Origin of the sequence: Salinisphaera sp. LB1 (assembly GCF_003177035.1) — a bacterium.
Taxonomy (GTDB): domain Bacteria; phylum Pseudomonadota; class Gammaproteobacteria; order Nevskiales; family Salinisphaeraceae; genus Salinisphaera.
Genome location: NZ_CP029488.1, coordinates 452,665 through 475,312, shown reverse-complemented (window position 1 = coordinate 475,312; position 22,648 = coordinate 452,665). Strand labels below are relative to the sequence as shown.

General features: G+C 66.2%; 22 protein-coding genes and 1 pseudogene. 12 read left to right on the top strand and 11 right to left on the bottom strand.

The annotated features are described in order from the left end of the window. Positions 1 to 31: 31 nt before the first annotated feature. From SALB1_RS02060 to rph, 6 genes are all read right to left on the bottom strand, one after another. Positions 32 to 1,324 carry a citrate synthase gene (locus SALB1_RS02060; RefSeq protein ID WP_109992348.1) on the bottom strand — a complete coding sequence of 431 codons (1,293 nt, stop codon included), beginning with the start codon at positions 1,322 to 1,324 and terminating at the stop codon, positions 32 to 34. 32 nt (positions 1,325 to 1,356) lie between these two features. Then, the gene (locus tag SALB1_RS02055) at positions 1,357 to 2,628 is read right to left on the bottom strand and encodes a malic enzyme-like NAD(P)-binding protein (RefSeq protein ID WP_109995224.1); all 1,272 of its coding nucleotides are present in this window, start codon (positions 2,626 to 2,628) and stop codon (positions 1,357 to 1,359) included. A gap of 133 nt (positions 2,629 to 2,761) precedes the next feature. Beyond that, a complete protein-coding gene (locus tag SALB1_RS02050) occupies positions 2,762 to 2,950 on the bottom strand; it encodes a CPXCG motif-containing cysteine-rich protein (protein WP_109992347.1) in 189 nt (62 codons plus the stop codon). Further along, on the bottom strand, positions 2,950 to 4,131 hold the full coding sequence (gene hemW, locus SALB1_RS02045) for a radical SAM family heme chaperone HemW (RefSeq protein ID WP_109992346.1): 1,182 nt from the start codon (positions 4,129 to 4,131) through the stop codon (positions 2,950 to 2,952). Before hemW ends, SALB1_RS02050 begins: the two co-directional genes overlap by 1 nt. Next, the gene (gene rdgB, locus SALB1_RS02040) at positions 4,118 to 4,717 is read right to left on the bottom strand and encodes an RdgB/HAM1 family non-canonical purine NTP pyrophosphatase (protein ID WP_109992345.1); all 600 of its coding nucleotides are present in this window, start codon (positions 4,715 to 4,717) and stop codon (positions 4,118 to 4,120) included. Before rdgB ends, hemW begins: the two co-directional genes overlap by 14 nt. A 2-nt stretch (positions 4,718 to 4,719) precedes the next feature. After that, positions 4,720 to 5,445 (bottom strand): ribonuclease PH, encoded by a 726-nt coding sequence (rph, locus tag SALB1_RS02035; RefSeq protein ID WP_109992344.1) that lies wholly within the window; start codon positions 5,443 to 5,445, stop codon positions 4,720 to 4,722. A gap of 162 nt (positions 5,446 to 5,607) precedes the next feature. Between rph and SALB1_RS02030 the strand changes: the two genes are divergently transcribed. The 6 genes from SALB1_RS02030 (at position 5,608) to recG (ending at position 12,306) form a co-directional block, all read left to right on the top strand. Then, entirely contained in the window at positions 5,608 to 6,471 is an 864-nt protein-coding gene (locus tag SALB1_RS02030) for a YicC/YloC family endoribonuclease (RefSeq protein ID WP_199678659.1), read from the top strand. Beyond that, positions 6,468 to 7,061: a guanylate kinase gene (gene gmk / locus SALB1_RS02025; RefSeq protein ID WP_109992343.1), complete on the top strand. Its 594-nt coding sequence runs from the start codon at positions 6,468 to 6,470 to the stop codon at positions 7,059 to 7,061. The genes SALB1_RS02030 and gmk overlap by 4 nt, the downstream gene beginning before the upstream one ends. Before the next feature lie 65 nt (positions 7,062 to 7,126). Then, on the top strand, positions 7,127 to 7,438 hold the full coding sequence (gene rpoZ, locus SALB1_RS02020) for a DNA-directed RNA polymerase subunit omega (RefSeq protein WP_109992342.1): 312 nt from the start codon (positions 7,127 to 7,129) through the stop codon (positions 7,436 to 7,438). Between the two features lie 98 nt (positions 7,439 to 7,536). Beyond that, a complete protein-coding gene (locus SALB1_RS02015) occupies positions 7,537 to 9,696 on the top strand; it encodes a bifunctional (p)ppGpp synthetase/guanosine-3',5'-bis(diphosphate) 3'-pyrophosphohydrolase (protein WP_109992341.1) in 2,160 nt (719 codons plus the stop codon). 113 nt (positions 9,697 to 9,809) lie between these two features. Beyond that, the gene (locus SALB1_RS02010) at positions 9,810 to 10,202 is read left to right on the top strand and encodes a RidA family protein (RefSeq protein ID WP_109992340.1); all 393 of its coding nucleotides are present in this window, start codon (positions 9,810 to 9,812) and stop codon (positions 10,200 to 10,202) included. Beyond that, the gene (recG, locus tag SALB1_RS02005) at positions 10,180 to 12,306 is read left to right on the top strand and encodes an ATP-dependent DNA helicase RecG (RefSeq protein ID WP_109992339.1); all 2,127 of its coding nucleotides are present in this window, start codon (positions 10,180 to 10,182) and stop codon (positions 12,304 to 12,306) included. The genes SALB1_RS02010 and recG overlap by 23 nt, the downstream gene beginning before the upstream one ends. A 22-nt stretch (positions 12,307 to 12,328) precedes the next feature. Here recG and corA read toward each other — a convergent pair whose 3' ends face one another. From corA to SALB1_RS19795, 3 genes and pseudogenes are all read right to left on the bottom strand, one after another. Further along, on the bottom strand, positions 12,329 to 13,492 hold the full coding sequence (corA, locus tag SALB1_RS02000) for a magnesium/cobalt transporter CorA (RefSeq protein WP_145961217.1): 1,164 nt from the start codon (positions 13,490 to 13,492) through the stop codon (positions 12,329 to 12,331). Continuing rightward, positions 13,485 to 13,961: a ComF family protein gene (locus SALB1_RS18935; RefSeq protein WP_158590586.1), complete on the bottom strand. Its 477-nt coding sequence runs from the start codon at positions 13,959 to 13,961 to the stop codon at positions 13,485 to 13,487. Before SALB1_RS18935 ends, corA begins: the two co-directional genes overlap by 8 nt. Before the next feature lie 36 nt (positions 13,962 to 13,997). After that, positions 13,998 to 14,192 (bottom strand): annotated as a pseudogene (locus SALB1_RS19795) (double zinc ribbon domain-containing protein); the annotation flags it as partial. Between the two features lie 67 nt (positions 14,193 to 14,259). Between SALB1_RS19795 and bioB the strand changes: the two are divergent. From bioB to cyoE, 5 genes are all read left to right on the top strand, one after another. Then, positions 14,260 to 15,297: a biotin synthase BioB gene (bioB, locus tag SALB1_RS01990; protein ID WP_109992336.1), complete on the top strand. Its 1,038-nt coding sequence runs from the start codon at positions 14,260 to 14,262 to the stop codon at positions 15,295 to 15,297. Between the two features lie 18 nt (positions 15,298 to 15,315). Then, positions 15,316 to 16,512: an 8-amino-7-oxononanoate synthase gene (gene bioF, locus SALB1_RS01985; protein ID WP_109992335.1), complete on the top strand. Its 1,197-nt coding sequence runs from the start codon at positions 15,316 to 15,318 to the stop codon at positions 16,510 to 16,512. 44 nt (positions 16,513 to 16,556) lie between these two features. Beyond that, entirely contained in the window at positions 16,557 to 17,249 is a 693-nt protein-coding gene (gene bioD, locus SALB1_RS01980) for a dethiobiotin synthase (RefSeq protein ID WP_109992334.1), read from the top strand. Between the two features lie 218 nt (positions 17,250 to 17,467). Beyond that, positions 17,468 to 18,211, top strand: a complete 744-nt coding sequence (locus SALB1_RS01975; RefSeq protein ID WP_109992333.1) for an SURF1 family protein — start codon at positions 17,468 to 17,470, stop codon at positions 18,209 to 18,211. A 460-nt stretch (positions 18,212 to 18,671) separates the two neighbouring features. Beyond that, positions 18,672 to 19,586 carry a heme o synthase gene (cyoE, locus tag SALB1_RS01965; RefSeq protein WP_109992331.1) on the top strand — a complete coding sequence of 305 codons (915 nt, stop codon included), beginning with the start codon at positions 18,672 to 18,674 and terminating at the stop codon, positions 19,584 to 19,586. 23 nt (positions 19,587 to 19,609) lie between these two features. Here the strand turns inward: cyoE and SALB1_RS01960 are convergent, their stop codons facing one another. Further along, a complete protein-coding gene (locus SALB1_RS01960) occupies positions 19,610 to 19,969 on the bottom strand; it encodes a YqcC family protein (protein ID WP_109992330.1) in 360 nt (119 codons plus the stop codon). A 50-nt stretch (positions 19,970 to 20,019) separates the two neighbouring features. Next, positions 20,020 to 20,628 (bottom strand): hypothetical protein, encoded by a 609-nt coding sequence (locus SALB1_RS01955; RefSeq protein WP_109992329.1) that lies wholly within the window; start codon positions 20,626 to 20,628, stop codon positions 20,020 to 20,022. Between the two features lie 190 nt (positions 20,629 to 20,818). Between SALB1_RS01955 and SALB1_RS01950 the strand changes: the two genes are divergently transcribed. Beyond that, positions 20,819 to 22,648 (top strand): assimilatory sulfite reductase (NADPH) flavoprotein subunit, encoded by a 1,830-nt coding sequence (locus SALB1_RS01950; RefSeq protein WP_109992328.1) that lies wholly within the window; start codon positions 20,819 to 20,821, stop codon positions 22,646 to 22,648.

Below are 22,648 nucleotides of genomic sequence, written 5' to 3'. Positions count from 1 at the left end.
GCCGCCGACGATGCGCCCGTCTTGGACTGGATCAGCGGTTGTCGATATCGACGTAGTCACGCAGGTCGTAGCCGGTATAGACCTGACGCGGGCGCGCGATGCGCATGTTCGGATCGGCCATCATCTCGGACCAGTGCGCCGCCCAGCCGACCGTGCGCGCGATGGCGAACATCGGCGTGAACATGTTGATCGGAATGCCCAGCGCCTGATAGATGATGCCGGAGTAGAAATCCACGTTCGGATACAGCTTGCGCTCGACGAAGTAATCGTCTTCCAGCGCCACCCGCTCCAATTCCAGCGCCAGTTCGAACAGCTTGTTGTTCTGCATGTTGTAGTGCTCGAGCACTTCATGGCAGTAGCTGCGGATGACCTTGGCGCGCGGGTCGAAGTTCTTGTACACGCGGTGGCCGAAGCCCATCAGCTTGAACGGGTCGTCCTTGTCCTTGGCCTTGTCGAGATACTTGGAGACCTGCGAGGCGTCGCCGATCTCGGCGAGCATGTTCAGCACGGCTTCGTTGGCGCCGCCGTGGGCCGGGCCCCAGAGTGCGGCGATGCCGGTCGAGATGGCGGCATAGGGGTTGGCTCCGGTGGAGCCGGCCATGCGCACGGTCGAGGTCGAGGCGTTCTGCTCGTGATCGGCGTGCAGGATGAACAGGATATCCAGCGCCTTGGCCGCGACCGGATCGACTTCGTACTCCTCGGCCGGCACGGCGAACATCATGCGCAGCAGGTTCGAGGCATAGTCGAGATGATTCTTCGGACCGATCTTGGGTTGGCCGATGGAGTGCTTGTAGGCCGCGGCCGCGATGGTCGGCATCTTGGCGATCATGCGATGCGCGAAGATATCACGGTGCTCCGGATCGCGGATGTCGGTGGTGTCGTGGTAGAACGCCGACAGCGAGCCCGTGATGCCGGTGAGTATGGCCATCGGATGGGCGTCGTAATGAAAGCCGTCGTAGAACTTGACCAACGACTCGTTGAGCATCGTGTGGTGGGTGATGGAATCGCGGAACGCCGCCATCTGATCCGGGGTCGGCAGTTCGCCGTTGAGCAGCAGATAGCAGACTTCCAGATAGCTCGACTTTTCGGCCAGCTCCTCCACCGAGTAGCCGCGATACATGAGCTTGCCGTTCTCGCCGTCGATGAAGGTAATGTCGGAATCGCAGGAACACGTGGCAGTGAACGCCGGGTCGTAGGTGAATACGCCCTGTTTCTGGTTGAGTGCGCGCACATCGACGGCCGGCGTGCCCCGGGTCCCTTCGACCAGGGGTAACTCGGTCGTCTGGCTCTCGTCGCCGTTAATCAATTTGTACGTGTTAGCCATGGTGAGTCTCCCGAAAGTTGTCGCAGGGCTCCCTACTGATCGGATACATCGATCGCGGGCTGCGGGTAATGCGAAGGGTATTCAATGCGCGCCACGCCGGTTTCCACTGCGGCGGCGGCAACCGCCGGCGGTACGAAGTCGATCAGGCGCGGATCGAACGGGCTGGGGACGATATAGTCCGGCCCGAACGACATGCTGTCCTGGCTGTGCGCTTCCAGCACTGTATTGGGCACCGGGCGGCGGGCGAGTTCGCCCATGGCGCGGGCGGCGGCGACGCACATCTGCATGTTGATGCGTCGCGCGCGCACGTCCAATGCGCCGCGGAAGATATAGGGAAAGCCCAGCACGTTATTGATCTGGTTCGGATAATCCGAACGGCCCGTGGCCATGATCAGGTCGTCGCGAACGGACTTGGCATCTTCCGGCGTGATCTCGGGATTGGGATTGGACAGCGCGAACACGATCGGTCGGGGCGGCATGGACGCGATCTGCGCCTTGGATACCGTGTCCGGCCCGGATAAGCCGATGAACACGTCGGCGATCGCCATCGCGTCATCGACGGTGCGCTTGTCGGTCCGGGTGGCGAATTTGGCCTTGTATTTCGACAGGTCGTCGCGGCCGTCGTGGATCACGCCCTTGCTGTCGCACATGTAGATGTGCTCTTGGGTCACGCCCATCTCGATCAGCAGATTCATCGAGGCAATGGCCGCCGCACCCGCGCCCATGCACACGATCCGGGCGTCGGCGAGCTTCTTGTCCTGCAGTTCCAGCGCGTTGATCAGGCCGGCGGCGACAATGATCGCGGTGCCGTGCTGGTCATCATGGAACACCGGAATATCCAGCCGCTCGATCAGTGCGTTCTCGATCTCGAAGCATTCAGGGGCGGCGATGTCTTCGAGGTTGATACCGCCGAAGGTCGGCGCGATGCGCGTGACCGTCTCGATCATCGCCTCGGCGGTATCGGCATCGACCTCGATGTCGAATACATCGACATCGGCGAATTTCTTGAACAGGACAGCCTTGCCTTCCATCACCGGCTTGCTGGCCAGTGCGCCCGTATTGCCCAGGCCCAGCACCGCCGTGCCGTTGGAAATCACCGCAACCAGATTACCCTTGGAGGTATAACGGTAGGCGTCTTCCGGGTTGTCGCGAATTGCCTTGACCGGCTCTGCCACGCCCGGCGTATAAGCCAGCGAGAGTTCGCCGTAGGTGGTGAACGGTTTGGTTACCGAGATGCCCAGCTTCCCCGGTTTGGGGCGGGCGTGGTAATCCAGTGCTTCCTGTTTGCGTGAATATTCGGCCATGTAGCCCAATTGGTTGTTCTGCGGCATTGCCCGCGCGGGACCGCGCGGGCGCACAGCGAATGACGGTCGAGTATAGACGGCGGTCCGCGTCGCAGCCAGCCGCCGGCCCCCGCCTCATGCCTGGACGCCGAAACTAACCGTTTTCCGGCTCGGCGTCGACATGATCCAGCGCGCCCGCGTCGTCGGTCGCGATGGTCAGCACGATCGGCTGGCAACAGACGAAACAGTCCTCGACGTAGCGCTGATTACCCGCGGTGGTGTCCACCACGATGGTGATGGTTTCGCCGCAGTAGGGACAAACTACGCTGGGTTCGTCAATCATCAAAGCAGACCGGCGAGAATGGTGTCGAGAAAATACCAGCCATGGTCGCTGGCGCGCAGTGTTTCGGCATCGGCCACGAGCAACTGCCGGTTGATCGGGTCGGCCAGCGTGCTCAGCAGTTGTGCCCATGCCAGGCCGGTACGCGCTTCGTATTCCGGGCGCACGAGGCCGTCGCGTCGGCGCAGGCCGTTGAGCAATGCTTCGAAGCGGGCATCCTCGGGTGTCAGATGGCGGGTCTCGGTGATCGCGGCGGGCGAACCGGCGGACTTCATGTAGCCGGCCGGCCAGCGCTGGCGCGCGGTACGTACGATTGTCCCGTCGCCCAGCGTCTGCTTGCCGTGGGCGCCGGCGCCGATCGCCAGATAGTCACCGAAGCGCCAGTAGTTATCGTTGTGCCGACAACGGTGGTCGCCGCCCCAGGCGGAGACTTCGTACTGGGTATAACCGGCGCTGCGCAGACGTTCGGCCGCGGCTTCGAACAGGTCCGCGACCCGGTCGTCGTCGGGGCGTGGGGGCGGTCGCCGATGAAACGGCGTGCCGGGTTCCAGCGTCAGCTGATAATAGGAAATGTGGCCCGGATCCCGGGCCAGCAGCGTGTCGATGTCGGCCAGGCCGGAGGCCAGGGTCTGGCCCGGCAGGCCGAACATGAGATCGCAGTTGAGCCGCTCGATGCCGGCGGCCTGGACATCGGCGATGGCGGCCAGCGCTTCGCCGGGGCCGTGGATGCGTCCGAGCGCGGCCAGGCAATCGGCATCCAGGCTCTGCACGCCCAGCGAGATACGGTTCACGCCGGCCGCGGCCATATCCACGAAGCGGCTGCGCTCCGTGGTGCCGGGGTTCGCCTCGAGCGTGATCTCGCAGTCCGCGGCCAGCCCCAGCCGCCGGTCCAGGGCGTTGAGCACCCGCCCGATCGCGGCTCCGGAGAACAGGCTGGGCGTGCCGCCGCCGATGAACACGCTGGTGATCGGGCGGGTCTCGTCGGCGGCGGCGAGCCGCCAGTCCGCGAGCAATGCATCGATATAGGCCGATTCCGGCAACTCCGCCGGCGCCCGATGCGAATTGAAGTCGCAGTACGGGCATTTGGCCACGCACCACGGCAGATGCACGTAAACCGCCAGCGGCGTGGCCGCGGCATCGCCGCGAGCCCGCGGGGCGTACGACGCCGTTTCAGCGACGTTCACGAAACCGGTCGATAAGGGTCGCCATGGCGCGGCCGCGATGGCTGACGGCGTTCTTTCGCTCGGCGGTCAGTTCCGCCGCGCTCGCATTCTCTTCGGTCGCCCAGAACAACGGATCGTAGCCGAAGCCGCCGTCGCCGCGGGGGGCGGACAGAATCCGGCCGCGCCACACGCCCTGGGCGATCACCGGCACCGGATCGTCGGCCGCCCGGGTCGCAACCAGGCAGCAATGGAAGGCCGCGCCCCGCCCGGAGTCCGGCACGCCGGCCAGTGCTTCGAGCAGCGCGGCGTTGCTGGCCGCGTCGTCGCCATGCGTGCCGGCAAAGCGTGCCGAGCGGATGCCCGGGGCGCCGTCCAGATAATCCACCGCCAGGCCGGAGTCGTCGGCGATCGCCGGCAGGCCGGTCGCCGCCGCGGCATGACGCGCCTTGATCAAGGCATTGTCGACGAAGGCGACGCCGTCCTCGACAGCATCCGGGACGTTAAATGCCGCCTGGGATACGACTTCGATATCGAGTTCCGCCAGAAGCGCAGCCAGCTCGCTGAGCTTGCCGGCGTTGGCGGATGCGAGAACCCAGCGTTCGGTCATGCTCAGCCCTCGGCCAGCGCGGCGCTCTGGATTTCGATCAGTTCGCCAATGCCTTTCTGGGCGTGGCCGATCAGCGCGTCGAGTTCGCCGCGGGCGAAGGCATGGCCCTCGGCCGTGCCCTGCAGCTCGATGAAGCCGCCGGCTTCGTTCATCACCACATTCATGTCGGTCTCGGCCTGGCTGTCTTCGGCATAGTCGAGATCGAGCACCGGCGCGCCGGCATAGATGCCGACCGACACCGCCGCCAGCTGACCGTGCAAGGGGCTGGATTTCAGCTTGCCGTCGGCCACCAGACGGTTCATCGCATCGACCAGGGCGACATAGCCGCCGGTGATCGAGGCTGTGCGGGTGCCGCCGTCGGCCTGGATCACGTCGCAGTCGATCGTCACCGAACGCTGGCCGAGCGCTTTCAGGTCCATCACCGCACGCAGGCTGCGTCCGATCAGGCGCTGGATCTCGATCGTGCGCCCGCCTTGTTTGCCGCGCGCGGCCTCGCGCCCGTTGCGACTGCCGGTCGCGCCCGGAAGCATGCCGTATTCGGCCGTCAGCCAGCCCGAGTCGGTGCCGCGCAGCCACGGCGGTATGCGCTCTTCGACGCTGGCGGTGCAGATCACGCGGGTGTCGCCGAACGACACCAGTACCGAACCGGCCGCGTGCTTGGTGAAATGGCGCTGGATAGTCACGTCACGGAGCTGGTCGGCGGCGCGGCCGCTGGGTCGGTTGATCAAGTTCGCCTCGCGAGGGTTTGAGTGGAATAGTCCGCTAGTGTATCAGCGCCCCCGCCTGTCTCGCCGGCCGGGCAAAGTGCGCCGGTCGCGCCCGGGGTGGGTGCCGGCTGTGCGATACTGCGCGCCATTCGGCGACCATAAGCAATCGATCAAGGCACGCGTATGACCCGCAGCATGACCGGATTCGCACGCCGCGAGGCCCAGGGCGAGTGGGGCGAGCTCGTCTGGGAGCTGCGCAGCGTCAATCACCGCTATCTCGATGTATCTGCCCGCCTGCCCGAGGCGCTGCGCGCACTCGAGCCCGCCATCCGCGAGAAAGTGGGCCAGTATGTCGGCCGCGGCAAGGTGGAGGTGACCGCCCGGCTGGCAACCGCCCGCCCGGACCAGTCGATCGAGATCGACAGCGAACGCCTGGCCGCAGTGTCCGCCGCGGTCGATACCGTGCGCTCGAGCGTGATCGATTGCCGGGCGCCGGATGCGCTGCAGCTGTTGACGTTTTCCGGCGTCCAGAAAGAGATCGAGCCGGACACCGAAACGCTGCAGGCCGCGGCGCTGGAATCGCTGGACACGGCCCTCGCCGATCTGCGCGACATGCGCGCGGCAGAAGGTGCGCGTCTGGCGGATATGCTGGTGACCCGGGCCGATGCGATCGGGCAACACGCCCAGGCGGTGCGCAGCCGTGTGCCCGATGTGCGGGCCGAGCAGGCCGACAAGCTGCGTGCCCGGCTCGCCGAGATGGATGTCGAGGCCGATCCGGCGCGGGTCGAAACCGAGCTGGTCATGGCGGCCCAGCGCATGGACGTGGCCGAGGAACTGGATCGACTGGGCGCGCACATTGAGGCGCTCAAGAACGCCCTGACGCGCGACGATCCGATCGGGCGCCGGCTGGATTTCCTGATGCAGGAGTTCAATCGCGAGGCCAACACGCTCGGCTCGAAGTCGGTCGATGCCGAGGTCACCGGGCACGCGGTGGAAATGAAGGTGCTCATCGAGCAGATGCGCGAACAGGTGCAGAACATCGAATGACCTTGGCAAATCACACCGATAACCGAGCCGGCCGGCTGTATGTCATCTCCGCGCCGTCCGGCGGCGGCAAGACCAGCCTGACGCGTGCCGTGATCGCGCGCCTCGGCGAGGGCGGGCGCATCGCCCGCTTCTCCGTGTCGTACACGACGCGCGCTGCACGCGCCGGCGAGGTCGACGGCGTGGACTACCACTTCGTCACGCGCGAGGTGTTCGAGGCCATGATCGCGCGCGGCGAGTTTCTGGAGTATGCACGCGTGTTCGATCACTATTACGGCACGTCGGCCGCCGAGACCGAACGCTGGCTCGACGCCGGCCAGGATGTGGTGCTGGACATCGACTGGCAGGGCGCGGCTCAGGTCCGCGAACGCGCGCCGCAGGCCGTGACCATTTTCATCCGGCCGCCGTCGCGGCAAGAGCTCGAACGGCGCCTGCGGGCCCGCGGCTCGGAGGACGAGGCCGCGATCCAGCGTCGGCTGGCCGAGGCCGACGACGAACTCGCCCACGCCGACGATTACGACTACCAGATCGTCAACGACCGCTTCGAGCGGGCGCTGGACGAATTGAGCCGGATCTTCGAGCGCACCGCCTGATTGCGCTGGCTGCGAACGCCTTGAATCGTTATACTGATGGATTGCGCTAGAAATGCGAGGTACCCATGGCGCGCGTTACCGTTGAAGATTGTCTCGAACACGTCGACAACAAGTTCCAATTGGCGGCCATCGCGTCCAAGCGGGCTCGGCAGCTCGCGCGCGGCGCGCATTCCCAGCTGGACTGGGAGGACGACAAGCCGTCTGTGCTCGCGCTGCGCGAGATCGCCGAAGGCTTGATCAGCCGCGACATCCTGAAAGAGCCGGATCTGCCGCCCATGTCGTCGAGCATGGAAGCGCCGCGCCCGGCCGAGCCTGGCGAGGAAGATTTCCAGGCCGATGAAAAACGCGGCGTGAAGAAGGCCGGCGCCGACGAATGAGGGCAGCGCGGGCCGGGCGTGCCGCGGCGCGCGCCCGGCCGCTCGCGACCCGCGCCGGAAGACTCGCCAGTCCCGCGAAATCAAAGTAATCTGAGGCCATGGAACTGAATGGCCTGACACGTATCCAGAGCAAGATCCGCACCTCGCGCATATCGCGCGAGTACGGCATCAATGCGCTCGCCGAGCATCTGGAAACCTACCTGCCGGCCGAGCAGATTGCCCAGGTCCGATCGGCCTACGAGTACGGTGAGCGCCAGCATCGCGGCCAGTTCCGCAAAACCGGCGAACCCTACATCTACCATCCGCTGGCGGTTGCCCGCATTCTGGCCAACATGCGCCTGGATGCCACCACCTTGATGGCGGCGATTCTGCACGATGTGATCGAGGATACCGACGCGGCGCGCGACGAGGTCGCGCAGCGCTTCGGTGCCGAAGTGGCCGCGCTCGTCGACGGCGTATCCAAGCTGGACAAGGCCCAGTTCCGCAGCCGCGAGCAGGCCACCGCCGAGAGTTTCCGCAAGCTCATGCTGGCGATGACGCACGATATCCGCGTGATCCTGGTCAAGCTCGCCGATCGCCTGCACAACATGCGCACGCTCGGCGGCATGAGCCCGAAGAAACGCGCCCTGATCGCGCGCGAGACGCTCGAAATCTATGCGCCGATCGCGCGCCGGCTGGGCATCAACAGCATGCGCGAGGAGCTCGAGGAGAAGGGCTTTGCCAATCTCTATCCGCGGCGCTACGAGGTGCTGCTGCGGGCCTCGCGCTCGATCACCGGCGATCGGCGCAGCCTGCTGCGCGAGATCGAGGAAAACCTCTCGCGTGCGGTCGCCGCCGAGGGGCTGACGGCCGCGGTCCGGGGCCGGCGCAAGAATCTGTACAGCATCTATCGCAAGATGCGCGAGAAGCATCGGCGTTTTCTCGATGTCTTCGATCTGTACGGCGTACGGGTGATCGTGAACACCGTCGATGAGTGCTATCGCGTGCTCGGCATCGTGCATCATCGCTATCGGCCGATTTCCGAGCAGTTCAACGACTATATCGCCAACCCCAAGCTCAACGGCTATCAATCGCTGCATACCACGGTGCTGGCGCGTGGCGGCCTCAAGTTCGAGGTTCAGATCCGAACCCGCGAGATGGACCAGATCGCCGAATCCGGCATCGCGGCACATTGGCAATACAAGCTGGGCGAGTCGGTCGGCAAGCTCGGCAATCTGGATACCAGCGCCTGGCTCGGGCATCTCGCCGAGATGACCGAGGGCGAGCGGGACTCGCTGGCCTTCGTAGACAACCTGCGCCTGGACCTGTTCCCCGATGAGGTGTACGTGTTCACGCCCAAGGGCCAGATCATCCAGCTGGCCAAGGGCTCGACCTGCGTGGACTTCGCCTACGCGGTGCATACCGAGCTCGGCAACCGCTGTGTGGCCGCCCGTGTCGATGGTCACCTGGCGCCGTTGAACAACAAACTGAAGTCGGGCCAGACGGTCGAGATCATCACCGCGAAGCATGCGCGGCCGAACGCGGCCTGGCTGCATTTCCTGCGCACCGGCAAGGCACGCTCGGGGGTGCGCAGCTATCTCAAGAACCAGCGCGAGGACAAGGCGCGCGAACTCGGCGAGCGTCTGCTGGAAAAATCGCTATCCGATCTGGGCCTGTCGTTGCGCCGGCTGTCGCGCAGCGATATCGATCGCGGCCTGGCCGAGATGGGCGAAGCCAGTCTGCCGGCGCTGTATGCGGCCATCGGGCTCGGCCGGCGGCTGGCGCCGCTGGTGGCGCGGCATTTCCTGGCCAGCGATGCCCCGGTGGCGGCCGGCAAGCGCGCCAAGCCGTTGGCGGTGCAGGGCACCGAAGGCCTGGTGGTGGAATTCGCCAAGTGCTGTCATCCGGTGCCGGGCGACGCGATCCACGGTCAGGCGAGCGTCGGCCGCGGACTGGTGGTGCATCGCACCGGTTGCGCCTATTCATCGCGCAAGGGCGCGTCCAATGATCGTGTGGAACTGACCTGGGCCGACAATGTGTCCGGCGACTACGACGTGGAGCTGCGCGTGACCGCGTCCAACGAGCGCGGATTGCTGGCCAATATTTCATCGCGTATTGCCGACGGGGAGTGCAGTATCGAGAACGTCAATTTCCCCGAGCGCGGCGGTGCGCTGGTGACGATTCGATTCCTGATCGGCGTTCGCGACCGCCAGCATCTGGCCAGCGTCATACGGCGCATTCGCCGTATCCCGCAGGTGGAAAAGGTCGAGCGCAGCTGACCCGCGCCGGTCGACACGTCGGGCCCGATCAACGAAAACGCACGCTGGCGTCTGGGCCGAAACGAAATGCTGTGTAAAAATACAGCCTCTGTTTTTACCACCGCGGAGTCGCCATGCAGCCGATCAACCAGCAGATCATCCACACCGAGAACGCCCCAGCGGCGATTGGGCCGTATTCCCAGGCCGTGAGCGCCAACGGCACGATCTTCGTCTCCGGGCAGATTCCGCTTGACCCGGCAACCGGCGAGCTGGTCGACGGCGATTTCAAGGCCCAGGTCGAGCAGGTTTTCGACAATCTCACCGCGATCGCCGAAGCCGCGGGCACGACCCTGGCCAATGCGGTGCGCATCGGCATCTATCTGACCGACATGGATCAGTTCGCCGTGGTCAACGAAGTCATGAAGGCGCGTTTCAACGCGCCGTATCCGGCGCGTGCGGCCATCGGTGTGGCCGCCCTGCCCAAGAATGCGGCCGTCGAGGCGGATGCCATCCTCGCCGTCGATTAGGGCCGCCTCGGGACCGCAAGCGGCGACCCCGCCGGCGGCCACCGCCAGCATCAGACGGCTGGCCGGCGTCGGTCCCAAGCTGGCGGATCGGCTGGCCGGCCTCGGCATCGTCTCGATTGGCGATGTCCTGCTGCACCGGCCGTTGCGCTATGAGGACAGAAGCCGGATCACGCCGGTGCTCGAACTCGCGCCCGGGCGGGCGGCGCTGGCGGTGGTTCGTGTCGAATCCGCCGAGGTCCGGATGGGCCGGCGGCGCAGCCTGCTCGTGACCACGTCGGACGGCGCCGGGCGGCTGTGGCTGCGGTTCTTTCATTTTGGCCCGGCGCAGCAGGCGCGGCTGGCGCCGGGCACGTGGCTGCGCATCTACGGCGAGCCGCGCGGTGGTGCCTATGGCCCGGAAATGGTCCACCCGGAAACCGAGGTGGTGGCCGATGCCGCGGCCGGACATGATTTCGTGCCATCGTTCACCCCCGTGTATCCAGCGACCGCGGGGGTAACCCAGAATCGTCTGCGTGACCTGGTCGGACAGGCGTTGACGCTGCTGGACCGGCCCGACTTCTGGCCCGAGGGGCTGCCGGCGGGCCTCACCGGGCCGGCGCTGGCCCTATCGGCCGCCGAAGCCCTGCGCCGGATTCACGCGCCGCCGCCCGGCGCCGATCTGGCGGCCCTGGCCGACGGCCGTGACGCCGCCTGTCGGCGCCTGGCGTTCGAGGAACTGCTCGGCCACCAGCTGGCGCTCCGGTCGCGGCGCAAGCAGATCCGCAGCGATCGGGCACCCGCGATGCGCGAAGCCGGGCGCGGCCTGGCGCCGTTGTTCGAAGGCCTCGGTTTCGCGCCGACGGCCGCGCAGCGCCGCGTGATCGGCGAGATTCTGGCCGATATGGCGGCGGCTTCACCGATGCTGCGGCTGGTGCAGGGCGATGTCGGTTCGGGCAAGACGGTGGTTGCCGCCGCGGCCCTGCTCACCGCCGTCGACAACGGCTGGCAGGGCGCCTTCATGGCGCCAACCGAATTGCTGGCCGAACAGCATCACGGCGCATTGTCGCGCTGGCTGGAACCGCTCGGCGTGCCGGTCTGGCTGATCACCGGCAAGCGCAAGAAGGATGAACAGATCGTCGCCGCGATCGCGGCCGGCACGCCGGGCGTTGCGGTCGGCACCCATGCGTTGTTCCAGAGCGCGGTCGAGTTCGGCCGGCTGGGTCTGGCGGTGATCGACGAGCAGCACCGCTTCGGCGTCGACCAGCGTCTGGCGCTGCGCAACAAGGCGGGCTCCGGGCGCACCACGGCGCATCAGTTGATCATGACGGCGACCCCGATTCCGCGCACACTCGCGATGAGCGCCTATGCCGATCTGGATACCTCGGTCATCGACGAGTTGCCGCCCGGGCGCACGCCGATCACGACCGTCGCCATCCCGAACACCCGCCGTGATGAAGTGATCGCCCGCATCGGCGATGCCGTGGCCGAGGGCCGGCAGGTGTACTGGGTCTGCACCCTGATCGAGGCCTCGCACAAACTCGAGGCCCAGGCCGCGGAAGCGGCGGCCGAGTCGCTCTCGGAAGCCCTCGACGGCGCCCGTGTCTCGCTGGTTCACGGACGCATGAAGGCCGCCGACAAGGCCCGTGCGATGACGGCCTTCAAGGACGGGCGCATCGATATCCTGGTGGCGACTACGGTCATCGAGGTGGGTGTGGACGTGCCCAACGCCTCGCTCATGATCATCGAGAATGCCGAGCGCCTCGGGCTGGCCCAGCTGCATCAGCTGCGCGGACGGGTCGGGCGGGGCACGGTCGCCAGCCACTGCGTGCTGCTCTACCAGGGGCCGCTGTCGGATACCGCACGCGCGCGGCTCGCGGCACTGCGCAAGACTTCCGACGGTTTCGCCATCGCCCGCGCCGACCTGGAACTGCGCGGCCCGGGCGAAGTGCTGGGTACGCGCCAGACCGGCGCCCAGGCCTTCCGTATTGCCGATCTGGTGCGCGATGCCGATCTTGCCGAATCGGCGCTCGGCCTGGCCGACGACGTGCTCGCCTATCACCCGCGCGAGGCGGAGATCCTGATCGCACGCTGGACCCAGGCCGGTGCCGCGTACGCGCGGGTGTAGCCTGCCAATCGGGCGCTACACCCTACAGCCAACGCTTGCGCTTGAAGTAGACGAGCATGCCGATCACCAGTATCAGTATTCCCCCCAATAGCACGGGGTAGCCATAGGCGAATGACAGTTCCGGCATGTTCCAGGGGTACTTGGTGTCGAAGTTCATGCCGTACACGCCGACGATGAACGACAACGGCATGAACACGGTCGCGATCAGCGTGAGTACCCGCATTACGTCGTTGAGTCGGGCCGAGGCCAGCGACAGATGCGTGTCGAGCAGAGATCGGGCGGTGTCGTAATAGCCGTCGGTGAGATCGACCACGCGCTTGGCGTGATCCTGTACGTCGCGAAAGTACGGGCGGTTGTCGTCGTGGATCAGAGGATGCTCGAGGCTGATCCAGCGCACGAGTAACTCGTTCTGTGAAATCAGCACCTTGCGCATGCCGATCAGGCGGCGTCGCAGATCGTGGATGACACTGATCAGGTCATCCTTCCGGTCGTCGAAGATCCGGTCCTCCAGGTCTTCAAGCTGGTCGTGATAACCCGCCAGCACGGCGAAACCGGAATCGACCACGACATCGGCCAGACAATAGCCGAGATAATCCGACTCGGCGCGGGCGATGCGCCCGTGGGCGGCATGAATGCGCTCGCGTACGGGGGCGAACACGTCGTGGTCGCCGGCATGAAAACTGAGCACGAAGTCCTGGCCGATGAACACGCTGACCTGCTGGAAGACGACGTCGTCGTCGTCCATGTGGGGCAGTGCAAGCGTGGCGAACAGCGTGTTGCGATAAGCATCGAGCTTGGGCCGCTGGCCGTTGTTGAGCACGTCTTCCAGCGCCAGCGGATGCAGCGTGAAATCCGCCCCCAGGCGCGCCAGTTGGGCCGCGGTCACGTCGCCCTCGAAATGCAGCCACGTCAGTTTGTGGTCGCTCTGCGCTACTGGCGCCAGCACCTTGTCCAACTGGTCCTCGCAACGCTCGACTGCGCCGCCGGAGCCGCCGAAATCCATCCGATAGATCAGCAGTTTGCCGATCCGGTTCTCGGGGGCCGGGTCCACGAGTGAGCCGGGGCGGCGGCCGGGCGAGGGACGATGAGACAACAGATAACCGAGCATGATGAACAACGGTGCGGACGTTGGCCGCTCAGTTAATCGCAGGCATTGCCGGGCGGCAAGCCCGATGGCCTCAGGCACGAGCCACGCAGTACACCTCGACGGAGCTCGCCCCGGCGGCCCGGGCCGCACGCGCCATCGCGCGGGCGGTGCGCGTGGTGGTCATGACATCGTCGACGATGGCGACGCGGCGCCCGCCGAGATCGCGGCGGGCGGCAAAGGCGTGGCGCACGTTGGCCGCGCGCTGCGCGGCGTCGAGCGTGCTCTGGCGTGGTGTATCGCGCAGCCGGTCGAAGGCGTCGCGATCGAGCGGCCAGTCCAGCCGGCGGGCCAGATGGGCGGCGATGCGCTCGGCCTGGTTGAAGCCCCGGCGACGAAACGCCGCCGGATGTAACGGCACGGGGGTGATCAGATCGGGCGGGCACGGGTGCTCGGCCGCGACGCGCTCGGCCAGCAGCTCGCCGAGTACGCGGGCATGGCCCAGTTGCCGACGATATTTCAGCTCGCCGATCATCCAGGCGATCGGCTGGCGATAGTGAAAAGCGGCCAAGGCATGATCGAACCGGGGTCGGCGCGCACACGCCGTACACACGCGCGAGGACGCGGCCTCCGCGACAGCGATCGCGCAGTACCGGCATTGCGCGTCGAACACCGGCAATTCGCCACGGCAGCCCGCGCACAGGCCGGCGTCGGCATCGACCGGCGCGGCGCAGACCGGGCAACGCGGTGCGAGCCACGCCGATCGGGTGCTTTTTAACCACTGGTAAAGGAATGACGTCATTTTAGGTTGACGGCTGATGGCGGCTGCATAAAGCTGTGGGCGCTGCATCTTCTAAGGCCATCCTGCCATGACCGATACCACCGGAGCCGGCGCGCTGCGCCACGACTGGACTCGCGCCGAAGTCGAGACCCTGTTCGCGCTCGACTTTCCCGAACTGATGCACCGCGCGCAGGGGGCGCACCGGGCGCATTTCGATGCGCGCGACGTGCAGCTCTCCACGCTGTTGTCGATCAAGACGGGCGCCTGTCCCGAAGACTGCGCCTATTGCCCGCAAAGCGTGCGTTTCGCCACCGGGCTCGACCGCGAGGCCTTGCTGCCGACCGAGCAAGTGGTGGATGCCGCCAAGCGGGCCAAGGCGGCCGGCGCGACGCGTTTCTGCATGGGCGCGGCCTGGCGCAGCCCGAAGGACAAGGATCTGGCGAAGGTCATCGAGATGGTCGAGGCGGTCAAGGCCGAAGGACTGGAGACCTGCGTCACGCTGGGCATGCTCAAGGCGCGTCAGGCCGAAGCGCTGGCGGCGGCCGGTCTCGACTACTACAACCACAATCTCGATACTTCGCCCGAGTACTACGAGCAGATCATCTCCACGCGCACCTATCAGGACCGGCTCGATACGCTGGACCATGTGCGCGACGCCGGCCTCAAGGTCTGCTGCGGCGGTATTGTCGGCATGGGCGAGCAGCCGGGTGATCGTGCCGAGATGCTGCGCCAACTCGCCAATCTGCCCGCGCACCCGCAGAGTGTGCCGATCAACAACCTGGTCCAGGTCGAGGGCACGCCGTTGCACGGGACCGACGCCATCGATGCGCTGGATTTCGTGCGCACGATTGCGGTGGCCCGGATCATGATGCCGGCGTCCTATGTTCGCCTGGCGGCGGGCCGCGAGGAGATGTCGGAAGCGGTGCAAACACTGTGTTTTCTGGCCGGTGCCAATTCCATCTTCTATGGCGAGGAACTGCTGACCACGGCCAACCCCGCGCACCGCGCCGACCTGGCCCTGCTGGACAAGCTCGGCATGCGGCCCGAGGCAAGCCCTAAGTACACCGAACTGGAACCGGGGCAGGCCCCCTGCGCCGACCGGTCGCCCCAGGCCGCGCGCGCCTGAGGCGCGGGCGGGCGCACGATGACAGGATCCCTGCACCGGGTCTGCCGGCAACGTCTGGCAGCCATCGACGCCGCCGGCCGCCGGCGACGCCGGCGTGTGATCGACGGCGGACACGGCGTGCAGGTGTGCGTCGACGGACGGCGCGCGCTCAATTTCTGCAGCAACGATTATCTCGGGCTGGCCACGGATCCGCGGCTGGCTGCCGCGCTGAGTGCTTCGGCCCGCGTTGTCGGCGCCGGTTCCGGCGCCTCGCAGCTCGTGACCGGCTATAACACCGAGCACGCGGCACTCGAAGCCGATCTGGCCGACTGGCTCGGGCGCGAGCGTGCGCTCGTGTTCTCGACCGGGTACGGCGCCAATGTCGGCGTGATCGCGGCCCTGTTGGGCAAGGGCGACCATATCGTCGCCGATGCGCTCAATCATGCCTCGTTGATCGATGGCAGCCGGTTGTCGGGGGCGGCCAAGCACATCTATGCGCATGGCGACGCCGCGGCGGCGGATGCCGCACTCGCCGGCGCGCGCGACGGCCATCGGCTGCTGGTCACGGATGCGGTGTTCTCCATGGACGGGGATACCGCGCCGCTGGTCGAGCTGGCGCAAGTAGCCCGGGCCCGCGATGGCTGGCTGATGGTCGACGATGCGCATGGGATCGGCGTGTTTGGCCCGGACGGCGCCGGGCGTGTCGCCGAGGCGGGGCTGGACAGCGGCGCGGTGCCGCTGCTCACGGGCACGCTCGGCAAGTCGATCGGTGCGGCCGGCGCCTTCGTGGCCGGCGACGATGACATTATCGAAGCCATTCTGCAGACCGCACGCTCGCTGATCTTTTCCACCGCCATGCCGGCCGCCGTCGCCGCCGCGGCCCGGAGCGGGCTGTCGATCATTCGCGCGGAACCGGAGCGGCGCGCGCATCTGCATGCGCTGGTCGCGCGTTTTCGCACCCGCGCCGCCGACACCGGGTTGTCGATTGCCGCATCCGACAGTCCGATCCAGCCCGTGATCGTGGGCGAGGAACGCAAGGCGCTGGCGCTCAGCGACGCCTTGCTGGCACGCGGTTATCTGGTGGGTGCGATCCGCCCGCCGACGGTCGCGCCCGGCACCTCGCGCCTGCGCATCACATTGAGCGCGGCGCACGACTTGTCCGATGTTGACGGCCTGATCGACGCGCTCGCCGAGTCCTGGCAGGCGTTGTCGGGGGCCGTCGGTGTCTCGCCATGAACACGCCGCGCCGTTGGCGCGCCTCCATGAGCCACGCTTGACCCATGACCGCACGCACGCTTTTCGTCACCGGCACGGATACTGAAATCGGCAAGACACGAATCGCGACCGCCGTACTGCGCGGGCTGGTCGCGGCCGGGCACCGGGCGGTGGGCTACAAGCCCGTGGCCAGCGGTTGCACCGTCACGCCGGACGGTTTGCGCAACGACGACGCGCTGGCGCTGATGGCGGCGGGCTCGCCGGGATTCACCTACCGGGAAATCAATCCTTGCGCGTTCGAGCCGGCGATCGCACCGCATATCGCGGCCGCCGACGCCGGCACGCCGATCGCGCGCGCCACGCTGGATGCCAGCCACGCGCATCTGGCCGGGCGCGCGGACTGGGTGGTGGTCGAGGGTGCCGGTGGCTGGCATGTCCCGCTCGGCGACGACTGGGATTTCGCCGACTGGGTTGCCGGTCACGGCTGGCCGACAGTGCTGGTGGTCGGCATGCGGCTGGGCTGCGTGAACCACGCGATACTGTCCGCCCGCGCGATTGCGACGCGGACGCGGTTGCTCGGCTGGGTGGCGAATACGCTGCCGCCACGCCAGCCGCGACTGGACCAGAACCTGTCCTGGCTGGCGTCCGCCATGCCGGCGCCGTGTCTCGCCCGGGTGCCCATGCAGCCGCCGGCCGACCACGCGATCGACCCGGGTGCCTGGGTCGACCGGGCAGAACAGGCACTGTCGATGGATTGAGGCACAATGGCTGTGCTGAGGTGCGCGTCGCTTCGACCGGCCGCGCAGCAACCTGACGACTGCGGCGACTCCATGTCTTCAATATCTCGTCATTCCATGCCCGGCCCGCCGGCGTGCGGCACCGCCTGCGGTGGGCGGCTGGGCTGCGTCTCAGGGCCATTGCGGCAGGCCGACACGGACCGCGGCCGGGGCATGAGACGGGCCGGGTCGAGATCGACATGAATATTGGATCCTTTCGCTTTGCGCCGCCTTGGTGGGGCGTCGCGATCACGGTGGTGGGGATGGCGATTCTGTCGGCGCTCGGCGTCTGGCAGATCGAGCGCGCGCATTACAAGGAGCGCCTGGTGGCCGAGCATGCGGCGGCCCGCCGCGCCGGCCCCCAGCACCTGCGGCTCGACGCCGCCGCTGTGGACAGCGGGCGCGGGCCACGCCATGGCTATCGTTATATCGTCAGCGGTCATTACGATGCGGCGCATCAGCTGTTGCTGTCGGATCAGGTCCAGGGCACACGGAGCGGCTATCGCGTGTGGACGCCGCTGGTGCTGGACTCGGGTGTGCGCGTCATGGTCGATCGGGGTTGGGTGCCAAAGACCGGCGACCGCAGTGCGCCGAAACCGAATCCGCAGGCGCCGGCCGGGCGGGTGACCGTCCGCGGGTACTGGCAAGGGTTTCCGCAGCCGGGTCTGCGCCTGGGCCACGATCGTCAGTGCAGTCTGACCGGCTGGCCGCGGGCCCTCAATTATCCGCCGGCGGCCACCGTGCGTTGCCAGTACGGGGCGCCGGTGGCGAACGGGTTGTTGTTACTCAACCCGAAGGCGCCGGGTGGCTTCCTGCGGGATTGGGACGAGGACGCCATCGGCCTGCGGCCCTGGGCGCATTATGTGTATGCCTCGCAGTGGTTCCTGATGGCGGTGATCGCGTTGATCATCCTCGTTGTCGTCAATACGCGGCGCCGTGCTTGAACACAGCGCGTCTGGCGCGGGCGTCGCGGTGCTTCGCCGCTGGCCGCTGCGCCGGCTGCATGATTTGGGCAATAATAAGAAATTGTGAATGTCGTCGGGCAACCGGATATGGTGAATTGCCGTATGTGATTGATGTCGGCGATTGGGATCGGCTGGCCCCGGCGGTGCCCGCTGGCGGTCATTCGCGGCGATTGACGCCAGAGTCGCCTGGCATGGTCGATCGAGCGGGGGCTGCCCAGCTCGCCCCGCATCGGGGCCGCCTGCGCTGATAACCCTATGTGACACGCCATGATGATTCGCCCGCCATACGATCCGAACCGGCGCTGGTCGGTGGTATCGCTTTCGATGCTATCGCCGGCCATGGCATCGATGCGGGCGGATAAATCCGGCAGGGCGGCAGCCGCCTTGTTAACATGGGCGCCGGCCGCCATCGCCTATGTCCAATGGAGTGCGCGCGATCATGTCTAGCTCTTCCTCCGCCGTTTACCAGCCGACGCTGTCGCAGCGGATCACGGATTATTACGAGCTGTGTAAGCCTCGGGTCGTGCTGCTGATCGTGTTTACGGCGATGGTCGGCATGTTCCTGGCTACGCCCGGCATGGTCCCGATCAGCGCGCTGGTGTTCGGTACCCTCGGTATCGGCCTGATGGCGGCGTCGGCCGCCGCCGTGAACCAGATGATCGATGTGCAGGCCGATTCGCGCATGAAGCGCACGCGCAAGCGGCCGCTGGTCACCGGGCATCTGGACACACGCCAGTCGGCGATCTTTGCCTTCGCCATCGGCATGGCGGGCATGGTGATTCTGCTCACGCTGGTGAATGCGTTGACGGCCTGGCTGACGTTGTTCGCCTTGGTCGGCTATGCCGGCATCTACACGCTGTACCTCAAGCGCGCCACGCCGCAGAACATCGTGATTGGCGGGGCCGCCGGGGCCGCACCGCCGATTCTCGGCTGGGCCGCGGTCACCAACTCGGTGACCGCGCATTCGCTGGTTCTATTCCTGATCATCTTCATCTGGACGCCGCCGCATTTCTGGGCGCTGGCGATCGAGCGGGCCAAGGAATACGCCGAAGTCGATATTCCCATGCTGCCGGTCACGCACGGCATCGAGCACACCCGTACCCAGATTCTGGTCTACACGGTGATCCTGTTCGCCGTGTCGCTGCTGCCGTTCGCCACCGGCATGAGCGGCTGGCTGTATCTGTTCTGTGCGATTGCCTTGTCCGGCTGGTTCCTGGTCTATGCCGTACGCCTGAAATGGTGGCCGAAGCCGGGCCTCGGCATGAAGACATTCGGCTATTCCATTGTCTATCTGATGGCGTTGTTCACCGCGCTGCTGGTGGATCACTATATTCCGGCGATCATCGGTTCGTAGGCTCTCGGCCGGCGCGGGCGGACTCAGTTCGCTTCGCGCGCGACCAGACGATCGAACGCCGCCAACACCTCGATGACGTGCCGCTCGGCGTCGGCGGGGCTGGCGCCAGTGAGTTTGGCTTCTGCCATCACGGCGATGCCGCTGGCGGCCGGCAGCGGCCCGCCGGCCTCGATCAGGTCACGCATGCGCGGCACGAAGATGAACTGCAGCCACTGGGTGAAGGTCAGGGTATCGGCGCAGAAAGGTGTTCGGCTGGCCATGGCGGCCGGGGCCGGGGCCGGTACCTCGTCATGCCACAGTCGGCCGTCCCTCATGGCCTGCTCGAGGGCCAACACGCAGTCGGCCGCCTGGGAGAGTGCGTGCGAATCGGTGGGCGATGTCATCTTGAAAACCGATCGAATCAAATAGGGGCCCGGCGCGTATCGTGAAGGCCCTAGAAGGGCCACCACCAGTGGCCCGGATGCTCGAGCTCGGAGCGGCAACCCGCCAACTGGCGGCCGTAACGATGGGCTCGGCTCTGTACGCGCCTGGCGGTACGCATCAGCCACGGCTTGTGCCGATAGACGCCCCGACGATAACCGCCCGCGCCCACGTAATAGGCCAGGTATTGGCTGTAGGCGTCCGATTTGGAGATGCCCAGAATCCGATGGCTCTGCTCGACATACCAGCCGACGAAATCCGTGGCATCGCCAAAATCGTCGCGGTCGGCGAACGGGTGCCCGGTTTGCGACTTGTAGTGGTTCCAGGTGGAATCCAGTGCCTGGGTATAGCCGTACGCTGAACTGATATGCGTCCACGGTATAATCCAGAACAGATGGTTGCGCGGCGGGCGAGCGTCCCCAATGTACCGGGATTCCTGGTAGATGATCGACATCTGCACCGGGATCGGTGCGCCCCAGCGTTTGTAGGCGTGGTCGGCGTCCTGGTACCAGCCGTGCTTTTGCTTGAACACACGGCACAGATTGGACGGGTTGCTTGGCGGCGCCGTCACACAACCGGTGAGTACGAGGACGGGCAGGCACAACAATAGAAGCACTCGCATGGCGGGGAGCCTAGCAGAGCCATTTGCGCCTGGGTATGACGCCCGGTGCCGCAACCCGTGCTGGCGCACTCCCGAACTGCACAGAATATATTTTTAAGTTATATAAAAATATAAAAACAAAGGTTTTAATTTTTAGGCGGTCGCGATAGCCTTTGCCTCCGCCTCCGGCTACGCGGTATTCGAAATGGCAATGAATGCAGTGACTATCGATGAACACAGCAGCCCGCTGAACGCTCAGCAGGCGGCTCAGCTGACGTCGCTCATCCAGAGCCTGAGCCCGGCGCAGGCGACCTGGATCAGCGGCTATCTGGCGGGGCTGAACGCGACGGCCACCGTCGGCGAGGTGGCGCAGCCCCAACCGGGCGCGCCCGCCGCTGCGAGCGCCGAGCCGTTGACGGTGCTTTACGGCTCGCAGACGGGCAATGCCGAGGATATCGCCGAGCAGCTCGTTGCCCGCGCCGAAGCGGCCGGGCTCAGCGCGAAGGCCGTCGACATGCTCGACTACAAGCCGCGTGACCTGAAGAAGGAAAAGAACCTCGTCATCTGTGTGTCCACCCACGGCGAGGGTGACCCGCCGGACAATGCCGAGGAACTGCATGAATTCGTTCATGGCAAGAAGGCGCCGAAGCTGGCGGGCGTGAATTTCTCCGTGCTGGCCTTCGGCGACTCGAGCTACGAGCATTTCTGCCAGACCGGCCGCGATTTCGACGCCCAGCTGGAAAAACTCGGTGCGACCCGCGTGGTTGACCGCATGGATCTGGATGTCGATTTCGACGAGGCGGCGGAAGCCTGGATCGGCGATGTGGTGGCCAGGTTCAAGGAAGAAATGGGCGGCGCCGAGGCGCCCGGCGGTCACAGCAATGTCACGGTCATGCCGGGTGCGAGCGAGCAGCCGGCGGTGAGCCAGTGGAGCCGCAAGAATCCGTATTCGGCCGAGTTGCTCACCAATGTCGTGCTCAATGGCCGCGGCTCCGAAAAGGAAGTGCACCACATCGAACTGGATACCGAGGATTCCGGGCTGATCTGGGAACCGGGCGACTCGCTGGGCGTGATCCCGTCCAACGATCCGCAGGTGGTGGCCGAGTTGATCGGGGCGCTCGGCGCGAACGCCGACGATGAAGTGACCGGCCTGGACGGTGAGGTCACCCTCGAGCATGCGCTGACGCACCAGTACGAGATCACGACGCTGACGCGGCCGTTCATCGAGAAATACGCCGAGCGTGCGGCGAATGACGAGCTCAACGCCTTGCTCGCCGAGGACGCCCGTGCACAGCTGGCCGAATACGTGGACGGCCGTTTCATCATCGACCTGGTAGAGGACTACCCGGTGGCGGACATGACCGGCGCCGACTTCGTGCGGCTGCTGCGCAAGCTGCCGCCGCGGCTGTACTCGATCGCCTCCAGCCATGCCGCGAACCCGGACGAGATCCATCTCACCGTGGCCGCGGTGCGCTACCGGGCCCATGGGCGCGAACGCCACGGCGTGGCCTCGGTTCATCTGGCCGATCGCAGCGAAGACGCCAAGTTGCCGATCTATATCGATCACAACAAGAACTTCAAGCTGCCGGCCGACGATGCGCCGATCATCATGATCGGCCCGGGCACCGGCATTGCGCCGTTCCGCGCCTTTATGGAAGAGCGTGAGGAGCGCGGCGCCACCGGCAAGAACTGGGTGTTCTTTGGCGCGCAGCATTTCCGCACCGACTTCTACTACCAGACCGACTGGCTGCGCTGGCGCGACGACGGTGTGCTGACGCGCATGGATGTGGCGTTCTCGCGCGACCAGGCGGAAAAGATCTATGTCCAGCACAAACTGCGCGCGGCCGGCGCCGAGGTGTTCGACTGGATCGAATCCGGTGCGTCCGTCTATGTTTGTGGCGATGCCAATGCGATGGCGGCGGATGTGCACGATGCGCTGATCGACATCATCGCCGAGTATGGCAATCTGGATGCCGAAGGCGCGGCCGGGTATCTCAAGACCCTGCAGAAGGAAAAGCGCTATCAGCGCGATGTCTACTGA

What these genes read in the sequence shown, in the direction of transcription:
- SALB1_RS02060 (WP_109992348.1), bottom strand. Translation starts at nt 1,324, where the DNA reads ATGGCTAACACGTACAAATTGATTAACGGCGACGAGAGCCAGACGACC.
- SALB1_RS02055 (WP_109995224.1), bottom strand. Translation starts at nt 2,628, where the DNA reads ATGGCCGAATATTCACGCAAACAGGAAGCACTGGATTACCACGCCCGC.
- SALB1_RS02050 (WP_109992347.1), bottom strand. Translation starts at nt 2,950, where the DNA reads ATGATTGACGAACCCAGCGTAGTTTGTCCCTACTGCGGCGAAACCATC.
- rdgB (WP_109992345.1), bottom strand. Translation starts at nt 4,717, where the DNA reads ATGACCGAACGCTGGGTTCTCGCATCCGCCAACGCCGGCAAGCTCAGC.
- SALB1_RS02030 (WP_199678659.1), top strand. Translation starts at nt 5,608, where the DNA reads ATGACCCGCAGCATGACCGGATTCGCACGCCGCGAGGCCCAGGGCGAG.
- gmk (WP_109992343.1), top strand. Translation starts at nt 6,468, where the DNA reads ATGACCTTGGCAAATCACACCGATAACCGAGCCGGCCGGCTGTATGTC.
- rpoZ (WP_109992342.1), top strand. Translation starts at nt 7,127, where the DNA reads ATGGCGCGCGTTACCGTTGAAGATTGTCTCGAACACGTCGACAACAAG.
- SALB1_RS02015 (WP_109992341.1), top strand. Translation starts at nt 7,537, where the DNA reads ATGGAACTGAATGGCCTGACACGTATCCAGAGCAAGATCCGCACCTCG.
- SALB1_RS02010 (WP_109992340.1), top strand. Translation starts at nt 9,810, where the DNA reads ATGCAGCCGATCAACCAGCAGATCATCCACACCGAGAACGCCCCAGCG.
- recG (WP_109992339.1), top strand. Translation starts at nt 10,180, where the DNA reads ATGCCATCCTCGCCGTCGATTAGGGCCGCCTCGGGACCGCAAGCGGCG.
- bioB (WP_109992336.1), top strand. Translation starts at nt 14,260, where the DNA reads ATGACCGATACCACCGGAGCCGGCGCGCTGCGCCACGACTGGACTCGC.
- bioF (WP_109992335.1), top strand. Translation starts at nt 15,316, where the DNA reads ATGACAGGATCCCTGCACCGGGTCTGCCGGCAACGTCTGGCAGCCATC.
- bioD (WP_109992334.1), top strand. Translation starts at nt 16,557, where the DNA reads ATGACCGCACGCACGCTTTTCGTCACCGGCACGGATACTGAAATCGGC.
- SALB1_RS01975 (WP_109992333.1), top strand. Translation starts at nt 17,468, where the DNA reads ATGAATATTGGATCCTTTCGCTTTGCGCCGCCTTGGTGGGGCGTCGCG.
- cyoE (WP_109992331.1), top strand. Translation starts at nt 18,672, where the DNA reads ATGTCTAGCTCTTCCTCCGCCGTTTACCAGCCGACGCTGTCGCAGCGG.
- SALB1_RS01960 (WP_109992330.1), bottom strand. Translation starts at nt 19,969, where the DNA reads ATGACATCGCCCACCGATTCGCACGCACTCTCCCAGGCGGCCGACTGC.
- SALB1_RS01955 (WP_109992329.1), bottom strand. Translation starts at nt 20,628, where the DNA reads ATGCGAGTGCTTCTATTGTTGTGCCTGCCCGTCCTCGTACTCACCGGT.
- SALB1_RS01950 (WP_109992328.1), top strand. Translation starts at nt 20,819, where the DNA reads ATGAATGCAGTGACTATCGATGAACACAGCAGCCCGCTGAACGCTCAG.